Consider the following 24,890-nt stretch of genomic DNA (forward strand, 5'->3'; position numbering starts at 1 on the left):
AGAACGGGTCGTTTACGATTTCTTTTCGATGCCGTGCAGGAATACTTGAATGGCCGTATGATAAAGGGCAAGCGGATTTTTTACCTTCGTAATGCGGGACATCTGGCTTAAGCCTACGATGAGGCTTTCAAAAATGAGGGAGAGCTGCTCCACGTTATGATTCTCAAACTCCCCTTGATCAATCCCTTGCTGCAGCAACTTCTGATTGAATTCCAGGTGGCTTCGGATAATCCGGACGATTCGCTGCTCTACTTCCTCGGACACGTCTCCATTGTTGTTCATGAATTCGTCCAGAGCTTTGGAGAAGGGGTGGTTCAGATCATCAAACACCAGTTGGTCGGCAATTCCGTACAATTTATCAACGGTTGTGGTGTATTGCTGCTCCTTACTGCTCCATTTCTGTTCCCACTCGAGGTCCCATTCCTCGATCAAATACAGAAACAGCCCTTCCTTGCTTTTAAAGTGATAATAGATATTCCCTTTGCTGCTGCCGGTGGCTTCCACGATTTCCTCGATCGACGTTGATTTGTATCCCTTCTGCATAAATAGCGCCTTGGCGGCTTCGGCAATGCGTCGCTTGGTATCTTCGGTTTGTTGTTGTTTTTTGTTCACGCATGCACCCCCTTATCCCCTAGGCTATCGTCAAAATTGTATATACTGAACGTTCGTTCTGTATCTTAACAAATGGGTTTAAAATATTCAAGAGAAAATTCTATCCGGCGCACCGGGATCGAAGCCTGTCCTAAAAAAATAACCGTTACCTCCAAAAGGCAGCGGTCATTGTCTTACATGCGAACGGCTTATTAATGGTTGACTTCGATGAACTTGCGTGATTTCTCATGGTAGGACATCAGCTCGGATACGGTAACAAATGAATAACCTCTTTTTTGCAGCTCCGGCAAAATCACCTTGAGGGCTTCAACCGTCTGCGTACTGCTGGGTACAAAATCGTGCATAAGTACGATGTCGCCGTTACGGGCGTTATCCAGAACCTTTCGGACGATGCGGTTGACGCCGGGCTTTCGCCAGTCGAGGGTATCCTGGTGCCATGACCACAATACGGTCAGCATGCCCAAATCCTTGCTCGTTCTGACAATGGCTTCATTATAGCTGCCCCCGGGCGGGCGGAACAGTACGGTCTTCATGCCGGTGGCTTGATAGATCGCATCCTGCGTTTGATTCAGTTCACTTGATAACTTCGTGACGTTAATATTGTGAAAGGGTGGATGCGTATAGGAGTGGTTGCCGATTTCATGTCCTTCCTGCAGCTCCCGTGCGACGATGTCGGGATGTTTCTCCACCCGGCTGCCTACAACGAAGAAGGTGGCTTTAGCGTCATACCGCTTTAACAGATCCAGAATTTGAACGGTATTATGCTCGTCCGGGCCGTCGTCAAAAGTGAGGGCGATCACCTTGTTCTGCGTGGGCACTTCCCACACGATCTCGCCGCGCTCCTCATAATAATCTCTGCCTTTGGAGGCGGAAGGCACGTGCTCTGCATGCACATGGCCGGGATAACCAAGAATCAGCGCAAGGGCAAGCAATGAGAAGGCTGAGCATGTTCGTTTTTTCATGTCGATGGGTTTCCTTTTCTTCTGTTGTTCTAGTCTCCGCATGTAAGCACGCGAGCTTCATTTAGGATGCACGGTAACCGAGAAATTATTCTATAGGAAGCTCCAGCGGGGAAAGCAAGCGCGCCGATTGCGAAGGAGCCCCTTGATTTGCTGTCAGTACCTACAAGCAGAGCGAAGGCGCTAGTTCATCGAGATAAATGCTTGGCCCGGGGTGATGCGAAAAATTATGAGTTTCATATATTGACATCATATGGTTGTACATGGTATTATCGATTTTGTCGCTAAGACGAAATGTGCACACCTAGATTTCGGGATGATTCGCAAAATATTGCGAATTCCACGCGTACCTTCGGGCTTTTCAAGTGAACGTGAACGACGCTAGGAACATGCGCGGATACAATATGCCGGGGTGGCGGAATTGGCAGACGCACAGGACTTAAAATCCTGCGGTAGGTGACTACCGTACGGGTTCGACCCCCGTCCTCGGCATTATAACAGCGTCTGGTATGATGCAAAATAAGTCGGCCCCTGCATGGGTGCCGGCTTATTTTTTAAATCGACGCAAATTCATCAGCGGGCGTTGTTCCTGCGGACCGAAGCGGAAGATGCCGCGTCCTGATTAAAGTGATCGCATTTCTTTTATGATTCCATGCTGACCTGCGTGAGGAGGAGGGAGAGGAGACATGCGGATGTTTAACAATGATTGGGACCTTATCCTGCAGGGAGAAGTGGATAAGCCTTATTTTCAAGCTTTGATGGAACGGGTGGATGAAGAGTACCGGCGCAGTACGGTGTATCCTCCCAAGGAAGATATATTTCGGGCTCTGCAGCAAACATCGTACCAATCGACGAAGGTCGTTATTTTGGGACAAGACCCTTATCACGGTCGCCGGCAGGCGCAGGGACTGAGTTTTTCCGTCTCGCCCGGGGTTGCGATTCCTCCGTCTTTACGCAATATACATAAGGAGCTTTCATCGGATCTGGGGATTTCGGCTCCGAATCATGGGTCCTTGCAATCATGGGCGGACCAGGGAGTTCTGCTGCTTAATGCCGTGCTGACGGTTCGCGAGGGCGAGCCGAACTCGCATAAAGGCATCGGGTGGGAGACCTTCACCGATAAGGTCATCGCGAAACTGAATGAACGTGAAAGGCCCATAGTGTTTATATTATGGGGCAGTTATGCACAGAAGAAAGGATCCTTCATAGACCGAAGCCGTCACAAGGTGCTTGAGTCCAGTCATCCGAGCCCGTTTGCAGCGCACAAAGGATTCTTCGGCAGCCGTCCATTTTCAGCATCGAATGCTTTTTTAATGCAAGAGGGTATGGATCCGGTGAATTGGGACATCCCGAACACGCCGGACGATGGAGATGAATAATCCGCGAGAGGTGACCTTCATGAAGCATTGGATTGGTCGTCATGTTGTCATTCAGCGTCTAGACGGGGCGAAAAGCACGGTTGAAGGTGTGCTGAAAGGGTGGGATCCCGTTCAGGAGAAAGTGATTCTAGGCCCGGGGGAGCTTATCATTCCGTTTCGAGCCATTCATAGAATTATGCCGAGGAACTCCTATCCGGCCCTGAACTCCATCGGTTATGTCGTGAGTCATACCATTCAATTCGATAATGCCGTTTATTTTGGATCCTGCGTCATGGTATGGAGGGGCAACCAGCTGGTGTCTTCCCAGGCCATCCTGACATCTCACGATGAGGATACCGTCACACTGTCGAATGGCACGATATTGCGTAAGGACGAGCATGATTTCGTGGTTCGATCCCTGCGCGGCAATGCGTGATTCTTTTAAAATAAAGGATGTCCCACTAGCCAGCGCAAAGTTGGCGGGGACATCCTTTTTTGCTGTGAGGCGCCATCATGCGTCCTCTACTTTTTCGGCGAGGAACAGCTCGTAAATTCGCACCGCGATAATTTTGATGATCATGTAGGCCGGAATGGCCAGCAGGATGCCGAGCAGTCCGAAGAAGTCGCCGCCTACAAGAATGAGGACAACCGTAGTCAGCGGGTGAATATCCAGCTGTTTCCCGTAGATGACGGGCGTCAGAATATTGTCTTGAATCTGTTGGGCGATGACAATGACCACGACGGACCATATCGCGATGGAGGGCGATTCGATAAATCCGATGATGACGACAGGAACGGTCGCCAGCAGCGCACCGATGTACGGGATGAAATTCAAGAAGAAGGAGATCACCGTCAAGAGCAGGGAATAGGGCAGTCCGATAATCAAAAATCCGATATAGATCATGACGCTAAGTATAAGATTCAGGATCACTTTGCCGATAATAAAATTGCTGAGTGCCGTATCGATCTCGCCCAGCACCTCCTGGCCGTCGCGGCGGTATCGTCTGGGCAGGACGCTGAGCAGTCTTGGCGGGAGCTTGCTGCCTTCCTTCAGCATGTAGTACAAAATGATTGGAATCGTAGCGATAATGACAACGACGCCGGATACAACGGAAATCAGGTTATTGATGGAATTGCTGATCCATGTGATGATCCGGTTCATGTATTCCGTTAGGGAGGTAGACAATTCGGATTCCGTTGGTATATAGCGGGACCAGAATTGATTTTGTTGAAGCTGGTCGATCTGCTCCTCCACGCCCTCAACCAGGAAGGGGGCGTTGCTGATGAAGTTTTCAATCTGTTCACGGAGCGTCGGCCATACGACGATGCCAAAGATCGCGCAGAGACCGGCAAACACGAAATACAGCATCAGGACGCCGATGGATCGTTTGATTTTGCGTCGCTCCAGGTAGTCCACGATCGGCCTGAGCAGATAATAGAAGAAGCCGGCCATGGCCACCGGAACGATCAGCATGTTGAACATGGAGACGATGGGGCGAAACAAGAAGCTGATTTCGGCTCCTAGGAAGATGATTAAGAGCAGCGCGATTATGCCAAAGCATGTCCTGAAATATTTGCTCTGCATCATGGGCAATCCCTCCATAACAACGAGTAGGTAAAATACACGGGTACCATGTAACATTTGTATTTAACCAATTTGGAGGGATTTGAAATCACCAGTTTATGTTATTAGTTTCGTAGGGTGACCCTGGTGTGGATGGGCACGAGGGAAGCGAGCTCCACCACGTCCTCGTTATACATCCGAATGCAGCCATGGGAAACGGAGCGTCCGATGGATGAAGGGTCATTCGTGCCATGGATGCCGTAGTGGGGTTTGGACAAACCTAACCAGTAAGCCCCGAAAGGACCGCCGGGATTCGGTTGTTTGTTGACGATGGTGTAATTGCCGGGCGGCGATTGCGTAGCCATTTTGCCGATGGCAACCGGGAACGTGCGTACCACGATGTTGCCGTCGAGCAGGTGCAGCTGAAAGTCGGACAAATCGACAATAATGCGGTATTGAGGCATGATCATCCATCTCCTTCAAAATACATGCTATGAAACAGAGGGGAGATCGGCCCCAAAATGGTCTAAAATAGGCAAATTACACCTTCATAACTTGGTAGAAATTTCATCCGTTGAGGACGGTTGGCCGATGTTATATTTAATATGTTAAGCAGTTACAACGTTTACACCAGGAAGGGGAAGCCGATGTCTCCCGCAAGGCTATATCTAAAATATATTAAAAATAATATGTTTACCAAGATGCTGCTGTTAATCGCCCTGATTGCGGTAGTTACCATCGTCACCTTATCGTTTCTTATGTATTACTTCTTGTTTCAATCGGCCGTCCGCAGCGAGCTGGACATCCAGCGGAGCGCGGTGGAGCGGGTGGAACGACACCTGAATCAAAAATACGAGAATGCCCAGTCCTATGTGAACGACTTATACCGCAACAGCTCTTTGGGCATTGACACCTCCTATTTCCTCATGAACTCGTTTAACGAGTATATGGCCAAGCGAATGAATCGGATCGCGGGCGGGGGGCAGTCCAATTCGGACAGCGTAGTCGCTTATTTCAAGCAGAGGCTTGACGATGATCCGGATATAGAGAACATCATGCTGTACAGCGCGGAGAAGCAGTATGTCTACGTGTACAAGCAGGGCAGCATGACAAGGCTGTATCAGGCGAATGCCACGCATTCCTACATTCCCGACGTGATGGCACTCGAAAGCCAGAGCGTCACATTGCCGAATCTATGGATACGCAAGCTGGCCGGGGACATGACATTGCCGTTGTTCTCGATCCGAAGCCCGATTAATGATATGACCACTTACAAAAATCTAGGACAGCTGCTTATTTTGTATCGAACGGAAGCGCTGGATGCCGTGCTGAACAACAGCGACGATTCCCTGAAGGGCTCCGTTCTGGTGTTGTCGGGCGACGGCCGCGTGATGTTTGACTCCTCCGGCAAATATTACGGCGAGAAGTATCCGTATGCCGACCAGCTGCTGAATTCCAAGGAAACCGTGACCCTCGATGAGGAATCCTATATTACAACGGCAGCCCATAATCAGGCAGGCTATACGGTGGTGGGCATCACGCCCAAGCGCGAAATTGCGGAATCGTTCCATGGCTTGCAGAGCACCATTATCATTGCGGCCCTACTATGCATCGTGATTGCGGTGTCCATCCCTTCCCTGATGATCGTCAATTACTCCCGACGAACCGATAACATTATTCGTTTTATGCGCAAGGTCGAGAAGGGAGAGTTCGTGGCCCGGATGCAGGATACCAAGGACGATCAGCTGGGGCAAATCGCAGGCAGCTTCAATGAAATGCTGGATGAGCTTTCCCGTTACATCGATAAGGTGTATAAAGCGGAGATTAACCAGAAGAATGCGGAGCTGTCTGCGCTGCAGGCTAGAATCAACCCGCATTTTTTATACAACACGCTTGAAGTGATTCGAATGAGGGCTCTCTCGCAGGGGGCGCAGGACGTCGGCGATATGATCTACAGCTTGTCGATGCTCTTCAAGAATATCGTTCAGCATAAGTCCCACTACACGCTGAAGGATGAGCTGGAGGCGTGCAGGCTTTATCTGGAGCTGTTTCGCATTCGCTATAAGGACAAGTATATTTACAAAATGCACTGCGACGATCAAATCAAGCATGTGCCGATGATCAAAATGTCGCTGCAGCCGCTGATTGAGAATTATATCGTTCACGGCCTGCGCAGCGATCAGGACGATAACTGGCTGACCATCAACGCGACGCAGGAGGATGACGAGGTCCATATCGAGATCAAGGACAACGGAAAAGGGATCCCGCCGCAGCGGCTCGAGGACATCAAATCCCGGCTGGATGTGGCCGAGTCGAGCGGAGAATCGTTTGGTCTGCGGAGCGTGAATGAGCGATTAAAGCTGACATATGGAAGTTCGTACGGAATGGACATCCAGAGTGAGCCGGGTAACGGAACGACGGTGACAGTGAAATTTCCGGTGACAGAGAGGAAGATGAATAACGATGTATAAGGTATTTATCGTGGACGATGAGCCGTTCATTATAGAGGGATTGGTTGATGTCGTGGATTGGTCGAAGTATGGCATCGAGGTGGTTGGTCATGCGGAGAACGGCCGTCAGGCACTGGAGAAGATGGCGGTCGTCCCGGTCGACATTCTTATAACGGATATATCGATGCCCGTGATGACGGGGCTTGAATTGATCGAGGGCGCACGCAAATTAAACCGTAATCTGAAAGTGATTATCCTGAGCGGTTTCGACGACTTTGCCTATTTGAAGGAAGGCATGCGGCTCGGGATCGAGAATTATCTGCTCAAGCCGATCAACCTCAAGGAACTGGAAGAAACGATTGCAAGCACAACGGATAAAATGAACAATTCCAGAAGGGAAATGAGACTGGACGAGTATGACATCAATATTTTGCGGAGCAACATCCTGTATCGCTGGATCACCGACCGGATCGAGCCGGAGGAGCTGGAGGAGCGGGCGACCCTTCTGGGATTGAATCTCAATTTGCCCTATGTTATGGCATCTATCCTGAGAGCGGACTTCACGCCGCTGGAGAACTGCCTGTATCAATTAATGGACCAGGAACCGGGCGTTCTGTATTTCCGGGACAACGACGGCGATCATGTGGTCATCTTCATGATGAAAGACCCGGATACGGAAAAAGCGAGGGCAATCCGCCTGCTGCAGCAGGTGCGGGAGCAGTGCTATGAAGAAGAGCTGAGCATTTCGCTCGGCAGCGTGGAGAGCCTCGGCGGGAATTACAAGGACAGTTATCTCCATGCCAAGGAAGCCCAGGAATATTATCTTGTTCTGGAGCAGCCCTCCTACGTGGATTATGTTGATGTTCAGGCCAAAAAGGGAGAAGCGGCGGAATCCTATTCGGTACAGTGGCCCGATTATGCCAAAGGTATCGCCGGAAGGGACAAGCAGGTGCTGTTCGATCTGATCGACAGCGATTTTGACCGGCTTCGCCACACCCAGGGAATGAACCCGACAACCTTGAAGAGCATCGCGGTCGAAATGGTCATTCGCCTGAAACTGGAGCTGAACGATATCCAGTATACGGCCGCCCCTGATTTCGTGAAAAACACCATTACCGATATTATGGATTCCGTATCGATCGACGATCTGATCAAAGCGGTGAAGGATGGGGTCGGCGGGCTGGTCGATTCGCTCAACAATGACGTGAAGAGTCCTGTCATCCAGCAGATTCTGAATCATATCCAGCACCATTACAACGAGGATTTGTCCTTGAAGGTGCTGGGAGCTAACTATCATATCCATCCGGTCTATCTGGGTCATTTGTTCCATAAAGAGACGGGAGAAAACTTCACGGAGTACATTAACCGGTACCGGATTGAGCGGGCCAAGGAACTGCTTCGGAACTCTTCGACAAAAGTGCAGGATATCGCAAAAAATGTCGGTTATTGGGAAACCGGTTATTTCTATAAACAGTTCAAAAAATTCGTCGGCGTATCGCCGAGGGATTTTAGAGGAATGCTCTGATTGATAGAATCAGAGTTTTTTTCTTTATTTTCACCATAATACCTTTAATTTTTCGCCTATGTGAAACTGCTTTCATGGGATAACCTTATATGTGTAGAGACACAAGGATTCAAAAGGGAGGATAAACATGAGTAAATCGAAAAAGAAATGGCTCCTGCCGCTAACGCTTTTATTGTCCGCGTCCATGCTGTTGTCTGCATGCGGAGGCAATAAAGAAGAGAGTGCAGGAAACGGCGGGGGAACTGCCGAGAAACCGGTTGAGCTGATCTGGTACACCATCGGAACACCTCAAAAGGATGTTGACAAGGTTGAGGCAGAAATCAATAAATACACTGCTGAGAAGATTGGTGTAACCGTTGACATGAAAATGATCGACTTCGGGGATTACAACCAGAAGATGCAGGTTATGGCAGCTTCCGGCGAACCGATGGATATCCTGTTCACGAGCTCATGGGCGTTCGATTATGTGCAGAACGCACGTAAAGGCGCATTCATGGAATTGGACGAGCTGATCGAAAGCCACGGAAAAGGCATTAAAGAAGCAATCGATCCGGCGTTCCTGGAAGGTTCCAAGGTTGACGGACACAACTATGCGATTCCGGCCAACAAAGAACTTCCTGCTCAAGAAGCATGGCGCTTTAACAAAACATTGCTCGATAAATACAATCTCGATATTTCGAACGTAAAATCGATGGAAAGCTTGGAGCCGCTGCTCAAAACGATCAAGGAAAACGAACCGAACGTCGTTCCTTTGGCCATCAGCAAAGACTTCGGACCATTGCTTCCATTTGACTACATCATCGAAAAAATGCCAATGGCCGTATACCTGGACGACAAGGAAGAACTGAAAGTCGTGAACTTCCTCGAAATGCCGGAAACGATGGACATGCTGAAGTTGATGAACAAGTACTACAAAGCGGGATACATCTCCCCAGAAGCTGCAACAACAACTTCGACGCAAGATCTGATGACATCCGGCAACTGGTTCACGGACCGTGCGGCTACACAGCCATTCGCGGACAACCTGTGGAGCCAAAGCTACGGCTATCCGGTCGTATCTACTCCTGCCGGCGATGCAAACATCTTTAACTGGTCGGTTATGGGTTCGATGCAAGCGATTTCCGCAAACTCGAAATACCCTGAGAAAGCAATGGAGTTCCTGAACCTGCTGAACACCGACGTATATCTTCGTAACCTGGTTGACTCCGGTATCGAAGGCGTGCACTACAAGAAGCTTAGCGAGAACGTAATGGAAAACTTGCCAGAATCGAAAAACTACGACATGCCTACTTTTGCGCTTGGCAATGTCATGCTGACTTACTTGAATCCTGAAGATCCTGAGAACAAATGGGAAGAGTTCAAGAAGTTTAACGAGTCCGGCCAGCCTGCTCCGCTTCTCGGTTTCAACTTCGATCCAACCAAAGTATCCACAGAACTCGCTGCTGTCAACAACGTAAAAGAAGAGTTCTGGGCGCCGCTGATGACAGGTACCGTCAATCCTGAAGAGTTCCTGCCAAAAGCGAATGAAAAGCTGAAAGCTGCTGGTCTGGATAAGATCATCGCTGAAGCACAAAGCCAAATTGATGCTTGGAAAGCAAGCAAGTAATAACAATGCATGAAGCGGCCTGCCTGCCTTAAGGGGCAGCAGATGCCGCTGCAGCATGAACAAGGACGGGGCGGCGGATGTTCACCGCCCTTCTTTTGTTCATTTCATGCACATCACGAGGAGGGGTAAGCGTGAGAGCAATCGGACAGTTTTTCAAAAATATTATGACGAATAAGGCCATGCTGTTCATGGTTTTGCCGGGGACCCTGTGGTTTCTCTTATTCTCATATTTGCCCATGTTCGGGACCATTATTGCATTTAAGGAATACCGCTTTAGCCGAGACGGGTTCTGGGCAAGTATCGTTAATAGTGAATGGGTAGGATTCCAAAACTTTAAATTCCTGTTCAGTACCAACGATGCTTACATCATTACGCGCAACACCGTTCTTTATAATTTCGTGTTCATCATATTAGGTCTCATTCTATCCGTAGCGCTGGCTATCGTATTGTCTGAAATCGTGAACAAGAAATTGGCTAAAGTCTATCAAACCGGCATGTTTCTGCCGTACTTCCTGTCCTGGGTTATCGTAGGTTACTTCGCATTCAGTTTCCTGAGCATGGACAAAGGGATGCTGAATCAGATTCTGGGCTGGTTCGGCATGGAGCCGGTTCAGTGGTATTCCGAAGCCAAGTATTGGCCGATATTCCTGACGTTGATCAGTTTGTGGAAATCCGTAGGTTATAACAGCGTCGTCTATCTGGCGGCGATCATGGGGATCGACAAATCCTTGTACGAGGCGGCGATGATTGACGGAGCGAACAAATGGCAGCAGATTAAAGCCATCACGCTTCCGATGCTGAAACCGCTGATGACCATTTTGACTCTTCTTGCGATCGGTAAAATCTTCTACGCTGACTTTGGTCTCTTCTATCAAGTGCCAAGGGATTCGGGAACCTTGTATTCCGTAACGAACGTCATTGATACCTATGTATATCGCGGTCTGAAAACAACGGGCGAGATCGGCATGAGTACTGCTGCGGGTCTGTACCAGTCGGTTGTCGGATTTATTCTGGTTATGGTATCCAACTATATCGTTCGTAAATACGACAAGGATAACGCATTGTTCTAATCGATCAATCATCAAGAAGGGGGTATGTGATGTGTTCAAATCGAAAAGCAAGATGAAAGATTTCCATCAGCTTTCATCCGGGTGGAATGTCGTATTCAACCTGATTGCCGGTATTTTCTCGTTCCTGTGTGTATTTCCGTTCCTGTTCGTTATGATCATCTCATTTACAGACGAAGGCTCACTGGCCCGAAACGGATACCAAATCTGGCCGGAGAAATGGAGTCTTGAAGCTTACAAATACGTATTCCAGACAGGCGACACGCTTCTTCGTTCTTACGGCGTAACGATCTTTGTCACGGTCGTAGGTACGCTGCTCAGTCTGTTTATCATTTCGCTTTATGCTTATGCCATCTCCCGCAAAGGGTTCAGATACCGGAACTTCTTCTCGTTCTTCGCATTTTTCACAATGCTGTTCAACGGGGGTCTGGTACCGACTTATATCGTAGCAACGCAATTGCTGGGCCTGAAAGATTCCATCTGGGCTTTGATTCTGCCTTTGGCGCTCAACGCCTTCTATATCATGATTCTGCGTACGTTCTACAGCACCAGCGTGCCGGACGCCATCATCGAATCCGGTAAAATCGACGGTGCGAGCGAATTTAAGATTTTCTACAAGCTGGTATTGCCGCTATCCCTGCCGGGTCTGGCTACCATCGGTTTGTTCAGCACGCTTGGGTATTGGAACGATTGGTTCAACGCATTGCTCTACATCGACGATCCGAACCTGGTTCCGCTGCAATCCATGCTCATGCGGATCGAAACCAGCATGCAGTTCATCCTGCAGAACTCGCAGAACTCATCCCTTAGCATGGCCGCTCTTCAGAGCATGCCGCAGGATACTTCGCGGATGGCGATGGTCGTTCTGGCAACCGGACCGATTATTCTGGCATATCCGTTCTTCCAGCGCTACTTCATTCAAGGTCTGACCATCGGCGCGGTTAAAGAATAAATTCTTCAAGTACCGGAGGGTATAAGATGACTTATAAAGATCCCCGTAAACCCATTGCGGAAAGAGTGGAACATCTGCTTGGCCTGATGAACCTGCAGGAAAAGGTGGGGCAGTTGATCCAGCCGTTCGGCTGGAAGACCTATGAGGTGAATGAAGGTCAGATTACATTAACGGATTCATTTAAAGAGCAAGTTAAAAATGGCGGCGTCGGATCCCTTTACGGGACCCTTCGCGCCGATCCATGGACCGGTGTAACACTTGAGACCGGTCTTTCTCCGCGTGAAGGAGCGGAAGCCGTCAATCACATCCAGCGGTACGCCGTTGAGCAGTCTCGACTTGGCATTCCGATCCTGATCGGGGAAGAATGCTCGCATGGTCACATGGCCATCGGCGGCACGGTCTTTCCGGTGCCGTTGTCCATCGGGAGCACGTGGAACGTGGATTTATACCGCGACATGTGCCGGGCCGTCGCGCTGGAAACACGCAGCCAGGGCGGCGCGGTCACCTATTCGCCAGTGCTCGACGTCGTGCGCGATCCAAGATGGGGACGTACCGAGGAATGCTTCGGTGAAGACCCGTACCTGATCAGCGAATATGCGGTCGCATCGGTGGAAGGCCTTCAGGGCGAGTCCCTGGACAGCCCGAGCAGCGTTGCGGCGACCTTGAAGCATTTCGTTGGCTATGGCAGCTCGGAAGGCGGGAGAAATGCCGGACCCGTGCACATGGGCACGCGTGAGCTGATGGAAGCGGACATGCTGCCGTTCAAGAAGGCCGTGGAAGCGGGAGCGGCCTCCATTATGCCCGCCTATAACGAGATTGACGGCGTGCCATGCACCGTCAATACGGAGCTGCTTGACGGCATTCTCCGCAAGGAGTGGGGTTTTGACGGCATGGTAATCACCGACTGCGGCGCCATCGATATGCTGGCCAGCGGCCATGATACCGCCGAAGACGGAATGGATGCCGCTGTGCAGGCCATCCGCGCCGGCATCGATATGGAGATGTCTGGCGAGATGTTCGGCAAGCATCTTCAGAAGGCTGTCGAGTCAAACAAGCTGGAGGTCTCCGTATTGGACGAGGCCGTACGCCGTGTATTGACGTTAAAATTCAAGCTCGGATTGTTCGAGAATCCTTACGTGGATCCCCAGACAGCCGAGAACGTGATCGGCAGCGAGCAGCATGTCGGACTTGCCAGGCAGCTTGCGGCAGAAGGCATCGTTCTCCTTAAGAACGAAGCAAAGGCTCTGCCGTTATCCAAGGAAGGCGGCGTGATTGCCGTCATTGGACCTAATGCCGATCAGGGATACAATCAGCTTGGAGACTACACCTCTCCTCAGCCGCCGGCAGCCGTGACCACCGTGCTTGGCGGAATCCGCGCGAAACTGGGAGAAGAAGCGCAGCGCGTATTGTACGCTCCGGGATGCCGCATTAAGGACGACTCCAGGGAGGGCTTTGAATTCGCATTGACTTGTGCGGAACAGGCCGATACCGTGGTTATGGTGCTTGGCGGTTCCAGCGCCCGCGATTTTGGCGAAGGCACGATTGATTTGCGCACAGGGGCCTCGAAGGTCACGGACGATGCTTTAAGCGACATGGATTGCGGCGAAGGCATTGACCGGATGACGCTGCAGCTATCCGGCGTTCAATTGGAATTGGTGCAGGAGATCCATAAGCTTGGCAAGCGGATGATCGTGGTGTACATCAACGGCCGTCCGATCGCGGAGCCGTGGATCGACGAGCATGCCGATGCGATTCTGGAAGCATGGTATCCTGGACAGGAAGGCGGACATGCGGTAGCGGACATTTTGTTCGGGGACGTGAATCCGTCCGGCAAGCTGACGATGTCGATACCGAAGCATGTCGGGCAGCTGCCGGTTTACTATAACGGCAAGCGGTCGCGCGGTAAGCGTTACCTTGAAGAGGATTCCCAGCCGCGTTATCCGTTCGGATACGGGCTTAGCTATACCGAATTCAGTTATTCGGATATTCAAATGACTCCGGAAGTGATCGGAACGGACGGTACGGCGGTTGTTTCCGTGAACGTTACGAATAGCGGTGACTGTGAAGGGTCCGAGGTTGTACAATTATACGTAAGCGATGCCGCCAGCAAATATACGAGACCCGCCCGTGAACTGAAGGGCTTCCAGAAAATTTTCCTGCAGCCCGGAGAGCGGCGCAAGGTGGAATTCACTATCGGTCCGGAACAGCTTCAATATATCGGTCAAGATTACCGGCAGGTGGTTGAACCCGGGCTGTTCCGTGTTATGCTAGGCAGGCATGTGAACGATACGCTTAGTGCAGATCTGACCGTACAGGAGGATTAATCAATGGAACGTATTCGACGCTTTATACGCGAACTGTCGGAGCGGCAGTGGCTCGAATCGACGGAGCTTCGAGATTGGAACATTACCCGGTCCGCTTACATGGTTCCGGGCGTGTACGAAGAGACGGCCCCTTATCCGGAGGGGCAGAACTTCAACAGGTTTCCGAGCACGCAGGGGACAACCTATTTCTTTCGGAGGAATCTTGAGTTACCCCTAAAGTGGGCAGATGGAGCGATTGGGCTCGTGTTTCAATCCGGGGGCGAGGGGCTGCTGCGCATTAATGGCGCGTCTTATCAGGGTTTGGACCGGAATCATACTTTCGTTAAGCTGGATCCGAAGCGCACCAGAATGAACATGGAGCTTGAGATCGAATTGTTTGATCCGATTCCGGAGCCGGTCGACCCGCTGAATCAGCAGGCTGTCATTCAGCCACCGATTACCCGCGTACAAAGTTTGCTTGTGCGCGTAAACGTGCCTGTCCAGAGCCTGATGTACACCGCTACCGTGATCCGGGATTCGCTTATCCTGCTGCCGGATACGGATATGCGGCGCATCCGCATGATGGAGGCGCTGTATCAGGCCATGGATCGCTTCGTAGGCTTGAATGACGCTGCCATCCGGGATGGTGCCGAGGTAACCGCGATTGAGCATGATCTGAAACAGTCGGTCGCAGCCATAGGCGGCCATGCCGAAGGCACCGAGCATATGGTGGGCCAGTCCCATATCGACATCGCCTGGCTGTGGCCCGTTCGGGAAACCGTACGAAAAACAAGCCGCACCTTCTCCACGATGGATGCGCTGATGAACGAATATCCCGAATTCAAGTACGCGCAGAGTCAGCCGCTGCTGTACCAATTCCTGAAGGATCACGATCCCGAGCTGTACGAGAGAGTGAAGGCCAGAATCAAGGAAGGGCGCTGGGAGCTGGTCGGCGGGATGTGGGTCGAACCGGACCTGAACATTCCGAGCGGGGAATCCCTCATGCGTCAAATGCTGTACGGGCAGCGCTTCTATCAAGAAGAGTTCGGCCTGACATCGCAAATCGAATGGCTGCCGGATACGTTCGGATACTGTGCATCCCTGCCTCAAATCTTGAAGCATGGCGGCATTCGTTATTTCATGACAACCAAGCTTGGCTGGAACGATACGAATGTGTTCCCATACGATCTATTCCATTGGGTCGGGATCGATGGAACGCCGATGCTCTCCTATCTGAACCATGGCGTGAACGAGAACACGCTGCCGAAGGACGTTCACGAGCATTGGCAGTCGTACCGTCAAAAGGCCGTTCATCCGGAGCAGATGCTGCTGTATGGACACGGCGACGGCGGCGGAGGCGTAACTCGCGAGATGCTGGAATACATCAACCGGGCCGAGCTGATGGTCGGTCAGCCTGCCAGCAAGTACAGCACGGCCGCCGAGTTTTTTGACGGGATCGACGCAGCTCAGCCGAAGCTGCCGAAATGGCGCGGGGATTTATACCTGGAGCTTCATCGCGGCACCTATACGACGCATGCACGAAACAAGCGCCATAACCGGAAAGCGGAAATCCTGTACCGCGAGGCGGAGCTATGGAACTCGGTGGCTTTCCCGTCGATGGACAACGAGAAGAAGCAGGGCATCGTCAGCGAGCTGCATGACGGCTGGAAGCTGATTTTGCTGAATCAATTCCACGATATTATTCCGGGTTCTGCGATAACGGAATCTTACGTGACCTCCGAGAAGGAATACGCAGAGGTATTCCAAAAAGGAAATCATAGCCTGGATCTCGGGCTTCAGGTATTGGCGGACCAGGCCGATACAGAAGGGGAAGGCGTTCCGTATGTTATCTTCAACGGACTTGGATGGAGAAGAGACGCCGTCATCTCGCTAGAAGTAGAGCATGGCCTTACGCCGTACGATTCGGATGGCGCGCCGCTGCCATTCGATGCCTTATCCGGAGAGAACGGCGAAACCTCGCAGCGCTTGAACGTTCATGTTCAAGGCATCCCGGCTTTGGGATACACGACCATCTGGTTGAAGCCTTCGGCAGGAAACGGAAAGGCAGCGGAGAAGTCTACTACAGTGTTCGCAGATTCTTGGGAAACGGATTTCTATAAGGTCAGCTTTAACGAGCGCGGCGAAATCACGAGCCTGTGGGATAAAGAAGCACATCGGGAAGTAATCAAGACGGGCGAAGCCGCGAATCGTTTCCACTTCTTCCATGACCGTCCGACGCTGTGGGATGCGTGGGATATCGATACCCGCTACGAGGAGCAATCCGCCGGCGATGCCGAGCTGATCGAGAAGAAGCTGGTGTCTGCGGGCGAAGTCCAGGATGTGCTGCGTTTCCGCTGGCGCATTCATCAGTCGGAGATCACGCAGGATATGATTTTTTATCATCATGACCGACGGATCGATTTCAAGACGTTTGTCAGCTGGAACGAATCGCATAAATTGTTGAAAGTCGGTTTCCCGATCGGCGTCGTTGCCGAGAAGGCCACCTACGAGATTCCGTTCGGAACCATTGAGAGACCGACCCATCGCAATACGAGCTGGGAGCAGGCGCAATATGAAGTCTGCGGACACCGCTTCGCGGAAGTGTCGGAGCATGGATACGGCGTCAGCCTGATCAACGACTGCAAATACGGATATGACGTTCAAGACAGCACGATCCGGCTGTCGCTGCTGCGCGCGCCGAAATGGCCGGATGTCACGGCGGATTTGGGAGAGCATGAGTTCACGTATTCCCTCTATCCGCATAACGGAGACTGGAGAAGCGCCGGAATCGTCCGCAAAGCAGCCGAGCTTAATCATGATCTGCCATGGGTGAGAACAGGTTCGAAGAAGGGTTCGCAGCCTGCCGTGCATTCGTTTATTCCGTTCGAGAGCGATCACGTTATCCTGGATACCGTTAAGCCGGCAGAAGACGGCACGGGGTACGTCCTTCGGATGTATGAGTCTGCGGGCGGCCGGGATGCGGCAACTGTGGGCTGGCCTTATCCTTGCGAAAGGGTCCATCTATCCAACGCCTTGGAAGAAGAACTCGAACAACTGGATATCGCGGAAGGAAGGTTAACCCTTCAATTCCTGCCGTACGAGATCAAAACCATCAAATTGACCACACAACATACTTAGTCAAAGGAGCCAGAACAAATCATGGAACAATTCAGACTCCCCAAAATACCAATGCCGGAGCTAGAGCTGCCGCAATCCATTCAGGCGGTTTTGCAAGAGGCCGAAGAAAAGCTGGCGCACCGTCCCAAGCTGCTTCAGCTGTTCAAGAACACGTTCCCGAACACGCTGGAAACGACCACCAAATTGATGGAGGATGGCACGACGTTTGTGATCACTGGCGATATCCCTGCCATGTGGCTGCGCGATTCGGTAGAGCAGGTGATCCATTACATTCCGTTTGCCAAGAACGATCCGCAGCTTCAGCGGATTTTAAGCGGATTGATCAAACGCCATTTTCAATATATTCATATCGATCCTTATGCCAATGCCTTCAATGAATCGGCCAACGATTGGCACTGGAACACGACCGACGAAACGGACATGTCGCCATGGGTATGGGAGCGCAAATTCGAAATCGATTCGCTGTGCTTCTCCGTTCGCCTGGCCTACCTGTACTGGAAGGAAACCGGCCTGACGGATGTATTCGACGCCAACTTTAAGTCGGCTATGATCAAAATCATCGAGCTGTTTAAAACCGAACAGCACCATTTCGAGAAATCGCCTTACCGATTCACGCGGGATAACGGAATTCCGACCGACTCCTTGCGCAACAACGGTCTCGGCATGCCGGTGAATTATACGGGCATGATCTGGTCGGGCTTCCGTTCAAGCGACGATGCCTGTGATTTCCACTACAACATTCCGGGGAACATGTTCGCCGTTGTGGCCCTTCGTCAAATGCAGGAATTCGCGGAATGGGTATTCCGTGACATGAAACTGCTGGATGAATTGAAACGACTTGAAGCTGACGTGGATCACGGAATTCAGCTGTACGGCATCTATCGTCATCCGGAGTTCGGTCCGATCTACGCCTATGAAACGGACGGTTACGGAAATTACTGCCTGATGGATGATGCGGGCACTCCAGGATTGATGTCCATTCCTTATCTGGGATATTGCTCAGCAGATGATCCTATCTACCAGAACACCAGACGGTTCGCGCTCAGCAAAGAAAATCCTTTCTACTACGAGGGGACCGTTGCCAAAGGCATCGGCAGTCCGCACACGCCGCCGGATTATATCTGGCATATGGCCTTGTCGATGCAGGGGATTACGGCGCAGACGGCAGAAGAGAAGCTGGAGATGATTGCGCTGCTGGAAGCGACCGATGCCGATACCGGCTTCATGCATGAAGGGTTCCATGCCGACGATCCGAAAGTCTTCACCAGATCGTGGTTTGCCTGGTCCAACAGCCTGTTCTCGCAATTGGTGTATCAGGCGATGAAAGCAGGGATTCTATGAGCGGGCGCTTGATTGTATTCTATGATCCGTCCTTTCCGGCAGCAGAAGCTGCCGGTTTGCCGGCTAGCGCCGCGGCTCTGAATGCATTCGATGCGGTGTGCGGCGCCGAGGACCTCGCTGAAGCGCTGGCTTCGTCAGGCGGACAAGGTGCAAGCTTTGTCAATTTGCACGCGCCTTATTTTCCGAAATCCGCCTGGAGAGCGATTCTGGACTTTCTGAGAAACGGCGGCGGCTTGGTCAGCGTTGGCGGCGCACCCTTCAAGCGTCCTGTCCGCAAAGAGGACGGCGCTTGGGTGGTGGAGCACGAACAGACGGCGTATCACCAGCAGCTTCATATTCATGAGGTGCTGCCCGTGGACAGCGGGCGTGTCGATCATTTGATTGCAAGCGACGTTATACCGCTGATGGAGGGCAGCCGGGAACGGTTAACTGTCAGCGATACGTGGAATTTGGTTCCGCATGTCACCAAGAGCAGTGATCTGCCTCATCAAATGGGATCGGCCGGGCCGATGGATACCCGGATTTATCCGCTCCTTAAGGGAAGCACGACGAACGGGAGAGAGGTCGCCGCTCCGGTTGTTTTATGGGAAAATGTCGGCGGGCCTTTCTTGGGCGGACGCTGGCTGTTTGTGAACCAGCCACTCACCGCTTCCTTCTGGGAACAGGATGGAGGAGCAGAGGTGCGCCGCTGGGCGGCATTCTGCGCGAAGGGGATTACCGAGCTGTGGATCAAGCCGAATTATGCGACCTACGAGTCCGGCGAGCGCGCGATTCTGACCCTGCAGGCGCAAAGGCTTGGCCGGAGCCTGCCGGTTCATGAGCCGCAGAGCTGGACGTTCCGCATCTCTATCAAGCACGACGGGGATGAATCTTCCGAATGGAATCATACCGTTACCGTGGACGTGACCGGACAATTTCATGTACAGCGCATCCCAGTTGCGCTCGATATCAAGCCGGGAGCTTATCGCGTGGTGTGCGAAGCCGAAGGGCCGGACGGAGAAATCCGCAGGCTGAGACAAGGCTTCTGGGGAGCTGATCCGCAGCTGCTGCAGGCAGGCTCGCCCGTAACCTGCAACCGGGATTACTTCATCAAGGACGGCCGTCCGCTGCCGGTTGTCGGCATGACGTACATGACGTCCGATGTCGCGCGTAAATTCCTGTTCCTTCCGAATACGGATGTATGGGATCGTGATATGGCGCAAATGCGGGGTGCCGGCATCAACTGGATCCGCACCGGCATTTGGACCGCTTATCGCAATATTATGCAGGTGGACGGGCATGCATCCGAGGAGGTTATGCGTTCGATTGACGCCTTCCTGTTAACGGCGAAGAAGCATGATCTGCAGGTAACGTTTACCTTCTTCTCCTTCACGCCGGAGACATGGGAAGGCCAGAATCCTTACCTCGATCCGCGAAGCGTGGAAGCGCAGAAGCGTTTCATACGTTCCATCGTGACAAGGCACAAAGACACGAAGAATGTGGACTGGGACCTGATCAACGAGCCTTCCATGTTCGATCCGCCGCAAATTTTCTCGGACGGTCCGCGTTCGGCGAAGGATCCGTTCGAGCGGCAGGCTTATGTCGATTGGCTGAAGAAGCGTCACGGCTCGATTGAGCGTTTACAGGAACGCTGGAACATGACGGCCGATCAGCTGCCGGGTTTTGACTCCGTGGTACCTCCGGAGCCTCAAGCCATAAATTTTGACGTTCAAGACATGCACCAGGGGAAAAAGGGCGGGCAATGGCTCGATTATGTATTGTTCTCCATGGATATGCATAACCGCTGGGCCAAGGAATTATATGAAGATATCAAAGCGGTGTGCCCGGATCATATGGTGACCGTCGGACAAGACGAGGCGCTTGGCGCACAGCGTCCATCCCCGTTCTTCTATGCCGAAGCCGTGGACTATACGACGGTTCACTCCTGGTGGTTCAACGACTATTTGATCTGGGACGGCATCTTTGCCAAAACCCCGGATAAACCGAACCTGATTCAGGAAACGGGCATTATGTACGTGGAAACACCGGACGGCCGGGCGAAGCGGAGCGAAGCCGAGCTTCGGAACCTGCTGGAGCGCAAGTATGCTTACGCCTTCTCTACCGGTGGCGCAGGAGCCATTCATTGGATCTGGAACACGAACTTCTACATGGATAATGCCAATGAATCGCATATCGGAGCTGTCCGCGCCGATGGCACGGAGAAACCGGAAGCGGACGTATCGTATGATTTCGGCGCCTTCATGGAAGGCATCCGGGATTTGTTTGCAGGCCGGAAGCTTGAAGAGACCGCGGTCATCTTCCCTTATTCCAACGATTTCTCCAACCGGAAGCTTGCGTTTGAAGCGACGACGAAGGCGACGCGCGCGCTTGCTTACGAGCTGAACGTGCCGTTCCGTGCCGTTGGGGAATATGATTTAAGCTCGCTGCGCAGCAATCCGGCGAAATTCATCATTCTGCCGAGCGCCCACAATGTGGATGACCAGGCGTTTGCCGAATTGATAACGATCGTGGAGGAAACGGGAGCCACGCTGCTCCTGACCGGTCCGATCGGTCTGGATGCTTACTGGCATCCGGTTGATCGCATGGCCGCAGAGCTGGGCGAGCGCAAGCTGGCAAATGTGCGCCGGGAAGAAAGCTTGCGCTTAGGGGACCGTGCATGGCCCGTTTCATATGGGCACCGCAAAATTGCCGAGCTGAGCAAAGAAATTCCGACGGGCAGCGGGGCCAAACCGGCAGACTCTGCCGGCGACTCGATCATGGACGTGAAGCTTGGGGCAGGACGTCTGCTCTGGAGCCCGCTTCCGGTAGAACTGAACGACCGGATCGACGCCATTTCGGCTTTGTACCGGCATGCATTGGAGCTGTCCGCAGCCGACACGGGGCTGATTTGGAATCAAGGCGGAGAACATTCAGGCGTATACGGACGCAAAGTAACGTTCGAAGAAGGGGCGCTCTTCGTCTTCGGCTCAGAGCAATCGTGGGATGCGAACGTCGAGGTGAAGGATCCTTCAACCGGCCTTATCTATTCATTCGTGCTCGAGGCGGATCGCTCGATCTTGTTCGCAGTGAATGCGAGCGGCGACCTGTTATCGGTGTACCGTCCGGATGAAGTCGAAATCACCGTATCGAAAGGCTAACATAAGGGGGACTAAGTAGAGATGGACCAATCCAGAAAGGCACATATCATTTCTCATACTCACTGGGACCGCGAGTGGTATTTGCCGTACGAAAAGCACCATGTGCGGTTAATCGAGCTGATGGACAGCTTGCTTGAGACGATGGAAAAGGACTCGGAATACCGCAGCTTTTTCCTTGATGGCCAGACGATTATTATCGAAGATTATTTACAGGTAAGACCTGAGAAAAAAGAACAGCTGGAGAAGCTGATCACGGACGGCCGGATCATCATCGGTCCTTGGTACATCCTGCAGGATGCTTACCTGACGAGCAGCGAAGCCAACGTGAGAAATATGCAGATCGGGCACCAGGATGCGAAGCGGTACGGCACGGTTGCCAAAATCGGTTATTTCCCGGATACGTTTGGACTTACGGGCCAAATCCCGCAGCTGATGCTCCAGTCCGGCATCGATAACGCCTTCTTCGGGCGGGGCGTGAAGCCGACGGGCTTTAACAATACCGTCTCCGACAGCGGCTATGAATCTTCGTTCTCCGAGCTGATGTGGGAAGGTCCGGACGGCTCCAAGGTGCTGGGCATCCTGTTTGCCAACTGGTACAGCAACGGCAACGAAGTTCCCGTGGATGAAGCCGAGGCGAAGGCGTTCTGGGACCGCAAGCTGGCGGATGCCGAGAAGTACGCTTCCACGCCTGAGCTGCTGTACATGAACGGTTGCGACCATCAGCCGATTCAGACCGATCTTCCGGAAGGCATTCGTACAGCGAAGAAGCTGTATCCCGATACGGAGTTTATCCACTCCAATTTCGACGATTACTTGAAAGCGGTCCGCGAGAAGCTGCCGCAGGATCTTTCCTCCGTCAAAGGAGAGCTCCGCAGCCAGCGCACCGATGGATGGGGAACGCTCGTGAACACCGCTTCGGCGCGCGTATACCTGAAGCAGATGAACCAGCGCGGCCAGACTCTGCTGGAAAAAGTGGCCGAGCCGCTGGCATCCTACGCCAGCCTGCTTGGCAAGGAGTATCCGCATCATCTGTTCACCTATGCGTGGAAGACGCTGATGCAGAATCATCCGCATGACAGCATCTGCGGCTGCAGCGTGGACGAAGTTCACCGCGAGATGGTCACCCGCTTCGAGAAAAGCGCCCACGTGGCGGAAAATATCGTGGACGACAGCGTGCGCGTCATCGCGGATGCGGTGGACACGACCGGATTCGAGCAATGGGGCACCGACCCGCTGCCGCTGGTCGTATTCAATACGACCGGATGGGAACGCAGCGGTACGGTCAGCATCGAGCTGGACGCGAAACGCCTCTATTTCCGGGAAGGCTATTCGCTTGAGGAAACCAGCCGCCGGATGAAGGAAGTCGACTTGTCCGGCCGCGTGCTGGTTAACGCTGAAGGTCAGGCCGTGCCTTGCACCGTAGAGGACCTCGGACTTCAATTCGGGTACGATCTGCCGGACGACCGTTTCCGCCAGCCGTACATGTGCCGCCGCGTGAGACTGACTTTCGAGGCAAGCGACATTCCTGCCATGGGCTTGACTGCCTATGCTTGGGTGAAGAGCGAAGTGAAGCCTGCCGAGACGGGATCCCTGTTCAGCCAGTCGAACGTGTTGGAAAATGACCTGATCAAGGTCGAAATCCAAGCGGACGGTTCCTTCTCCCTGACGGATAAAAAGAACGGACAAGTATACCGCGATCTGGGCGTTTATGAAAATACCGGAGACATCGGTAACGAATATATGTACAAACAGCCGGACGGCGAAATTCCATTGACAACCAAAGGATTGACCGCCGAAATTACGGTTCTGGAAGACACGCCTTACCGGGCATCCGTTGAAATCGTTCATAACTGGTCCATTCCGGCTATGGCGGACAGCAAGCTGGATGAAGAGCAGCATGAGCTTGTGTATTATCCGAACCGCAAAGCGCAAAGATCAAGCGAGATGGTGCCGATGCGCATACGTACCGTGGTCAGCTTGAACCGCAGCGGCAAAGGCGTGGAGATCGAAGCCACTTTGGATAATCAAGCGAAGGATCATCGGGTGCGTGCTTTGTTCCCGACCGATTTGGAGGCATCTTCCCATTACGTGGATTCCATGTTCGAAGTGGCGAAACGGGATAATGAACCGGCTGCCGAATGGGAGAACCCGAGCTACACGGCTCATCAACAGGCCTTCGTGGACGTTACGGCGGCTGCGGCAGGACTGACGGTGGCCAACCAGGGCTTAAACGAGTACGAAGTCCTGCGGGACGGTCGGAATACGATTGCCGTTACGCTGCTTCGCTCCGTAGGCGAGCTCGGCGATTGGGGTTACTTCCCGACGCCTGAAGCCCAGTGCATCGGCGTTCATACGGTACGTATGGAGGTCATTCCGCATCAGGGCGACGGCATCGCTTCCGGCGCTTATGCTGAGGCTTACCAGTTCCAGATTCCATGGACGGCTGCCCAGACCGGCGTTCATACCGGACAGGTGGCTTCCACATCTGCGCCGCTGGCATGGAGCCGCGAAGAGCTTGCATTCTCTTCCCTGAAAGTGAATCCGAACACAGGGGACTTGATGCTGCGCTGGTTCAATATGGCAGGCACAGATGCTGAGCTTGCGTTGACATCTTCCTTGCCGTCCCAGGGCGTGTATAAGAGCAATATTTTGGAGGAAGAGGGAGCGGTTCAAAGCTTTGACAATCACGGAAGCTTTACGCTGCCGGTGAAACCTTATGAGATCTTGACGCTGGGCGTTAAAGTTTCAGCCGAGTAAGTTTCGATCAAATATACGCCGGGCATGGTGATCCATCCCGGCTAGCAAAAGCCCGATTCCGAAATGACAGGGATCGGGCTTTGCTGTCTTGCAATGTGATAGGCATCATCTCAAAAAACAG

General features: G+C 52.4%; 16 protein-coding genes and 1 tRNA gene. 13 read left to right on the forward strand and 4 right to left on the reverse strand.

Annotated elements, in window-relative coordinates; all coding sequences use genetic code 11:
• Nucleotides 1-12: 12 nt before the first annotated feature.
• Both MHI43_RS09360 and MHI43_RS09365 read right to left on the reverse strand, forming a co-directional pair.
• Nucleotides 13-612 carry a TetR/AcrR family transcriptional regulator gene (locus MHI43_RS09360; protein ID WP_009589588.1) on the reverse strand — a complete coding sequence of 200 codons (600 nt, stop codon included), beginning with the start codon at nt 610-612 and terminating at the stop codon, nt 13-15.
• Nucleotides 613-803: 191 nt separating this feature from the next.
• Nucleotides 804-1,574, reverse strand: a complete 771-nt coding sequence (locus MHI43_RS09365; protein ID WP_036665974.1) for a polysaccharide deacetylase family protein — start codon at nt 1,572-1,574, stop codon at nt 804-806.
• 403 nt (nt 1,575-1,977) lie between these two features.
• Between MHI43_RS09365 and MHI43_RS09370 the strand changes: the two genes are divergently transcribed.
• From MHI43_RS09370 to MHI43_RS09380, 3 genes are all read left to right on the forward strand, one after another.
• A tRNA-Leu gene (locus MHI43_RS09370) sits at nt 1,978-2,063 on the forward strand.
• 200 nt (nt 2,064-2,263) lie between these two features.
• On the forward strand, nt 2,264-2,950 hold the full coding sequence (locus MHI43_RS09375; RefSeq protein WP_036666177.1) for a uracil-DNA glycosylase: 687 nt from the start codon (nt 2,264-2,266) through the stop codon (nt 2,948-2,950).
• A gap of 19 nt (nt 2,951-2,969) precedes the next feature.
• On the forward strand, nt 2,970-3,365 hold the full coding sequence (locus MHI43_RS09380; RefSeq protein WP_015734269.1) for a hypothetical protein: 396 nt from the start codon (nt 2,970-2,972) through the stop codon (nt 3,363-3,365).
• Between the two features lie 75 nt (nt 3,366-3,440).
• On the opposite strand, the gene MHI43_RS09385 is transcribed toward MHI43_RS09380, so the two are convergent.
• The gene (locus MHI43_RS09385) at nt 3,441-4,517 is read right to left on the reverse strand and encodes an AI-2E family transporter (protein ID WP_036665973.1); all 1,077 of its coding nucleotides are present in this window, start codon (nt 4,515-4,517) and stop codon (nt 3,441-3,443) included.
• 101 nt (nt 4,518-4,618) lie between these two features.
• Complete coding sequence (locus MHI43_RS09390) at nt 4,619-4,957, reverse strand: L,D-transpeptidase (protein ID WP_015734271.1); 339 nt, start codon at nt 4,955-4,957, stop codon at nt 4,619-4,621.
• A 225-nt stretch (nt 4,958-5,182) separates the two neighbouring features.
• Here MHI43_RS09390 and MHI43_RS09395 point away from each other — a divergent pair, with 225 nt between their 5' ends.
• The 10 genes from MHI43_RS09395 (at nt 5,183) to MHI43_RS09440 (ending at nt 24,769) form a co-directional block, all read left to right on the forward strand.
• Nucleotides 5,183-6,964 carry a sensor histidine kinase gene (locus MHI43_RS09395; RefSeq protein ID WP_341283251.1) on the forward strand — a complete coding sequence of 594 codons (1,782 nt, stop codon included), beginning with the start codon at nt 5,183-5,185 and terminating at the stop codon, nt 6,962-6,964.
• Nucleotides 6,957-8,468, forward strand: a complete 1,512-nt coding sequence (locus MHI43_RS09400; RefSeq protein ID WP_015734273.1) for a response regulator transcription factor — start codon at nt 6,957-6,959, stop codon at nt 8,466-8,468. Before MHI43_RS09395 ends, MHI43_RS09400 begins: the two co-directional genes overlap by 8 nt.
• Nucleotides 8,469-8,595: 127 nt before the next feature.
• Entirely contained in the window at nt 8,596-10,074 is a 1,479-nt protein-coding gene (locus MHI43_RS09405) for an ABC transporter substrate-binding protein (protein ID WP_015734274.1), read from the forward strand.
• Between the two features lie 140 nt (nt 10,075-10,214).
• A complete protein-coding gene (locus tag MHI43_RS09410) occupies nt 10,215-11,144 on the forward strand; it encodes an ABC transporter permease subunit (RefSeq protein WP_175320733.1) in 930 nt (309 codons plus the stop codon).
• Nucleotides 11,145-11,196: 52 nt separating this feature from the next.
• Nucleotides 11,197-12,093 carry a carbohydrate ABC transporter permease gene (locus tag MHI43_RS09415; RefSeq protein WP_036666173.1) on the forward strand — a complete coding sequence of 299 codons (897 nt, stop codon included), beginning with the start codon at nt 11,197-11,199 and terminating at the stop codon, nt 12,091-12,093.
• A 26-nt stretch (nt 12,094-12,119) separates the two neighbouring features.
• Nucleotides 12,120-14,417 (forward strand): glycoside hydrolase family 3 N-terminal domain-containing protein, encoded by a 2,298-nt coding sequence (locus tag MHI43_RS09420; RefSeq protein WP_036665971.1) that lies wholly within the window; start codon nt 12,120-12,122, stop codon nt 14,415-14,417.
• A gap of 3 nt (nt 14,418-14,420) precedes the next feature.
• Nucleotides 14,421-17,534, forward strand: coding sequence for an alpha-mannosidase (locus tag MHI43_RS09425; protein WP_036665970.1), 3,114 nt, complete (start codon nt 14,421-14,423; stop codon nt 17,532-17,534).
• Between the two features lie 21 nt (nt 17,535-17,555).
• Nucleotides 17,556-18,875 carry a glycoside hydrolase family 125 protein gene (locus tag MHI43_RS09430; protein ID WP_015734277.1) on the forward strand — a complete coding sequence of 440 codons (1,320 nt, stop codon included), beginning with the start codon at nt 17,556-17,558 and terminating at the stop codon, nt 18,873-18,875.
• Nucleotides 18,872-22,012 (forward strand): alpha-amylase family protein, encoded by a 3,141-nt coding sequence (locus MHI43_RS09435; RefSeq protein ID WP_036665968.1) that lies wholly within the window; start codon nt 18,872-18,874, stop codon nt 22,010-22,012. Before MHI43_RS09430 ends, MHI43_RS09435 begins: the two co-directional genes overlap by 4 nt.
• Before the next feature lie 21 nt (nt 22,013-22,033).
• Nucleotides 22,034-24,769, forward strand: coding sequence for an alpha-mannosidase (locus MHI43_RS09440; protein WP_036665967.1), 2,736 nt, complete (start codon nt 22,034-22,036; stop codon nt 24,767-24,769).
• Nucleotides 24,770-24,890 lie beyond the last annotated feature (121 nt).

Source organism: Paenibacillus sp. FSL H8-0457 (assembly GCF_038051935.1).
Classification (GTDB): Bacteria; Bacillota; Bacilli; order Paenibacillales; family Paenibacillaceae; genus Paenibacillus_AQ; species Paenibacillus_AQ lautus_A.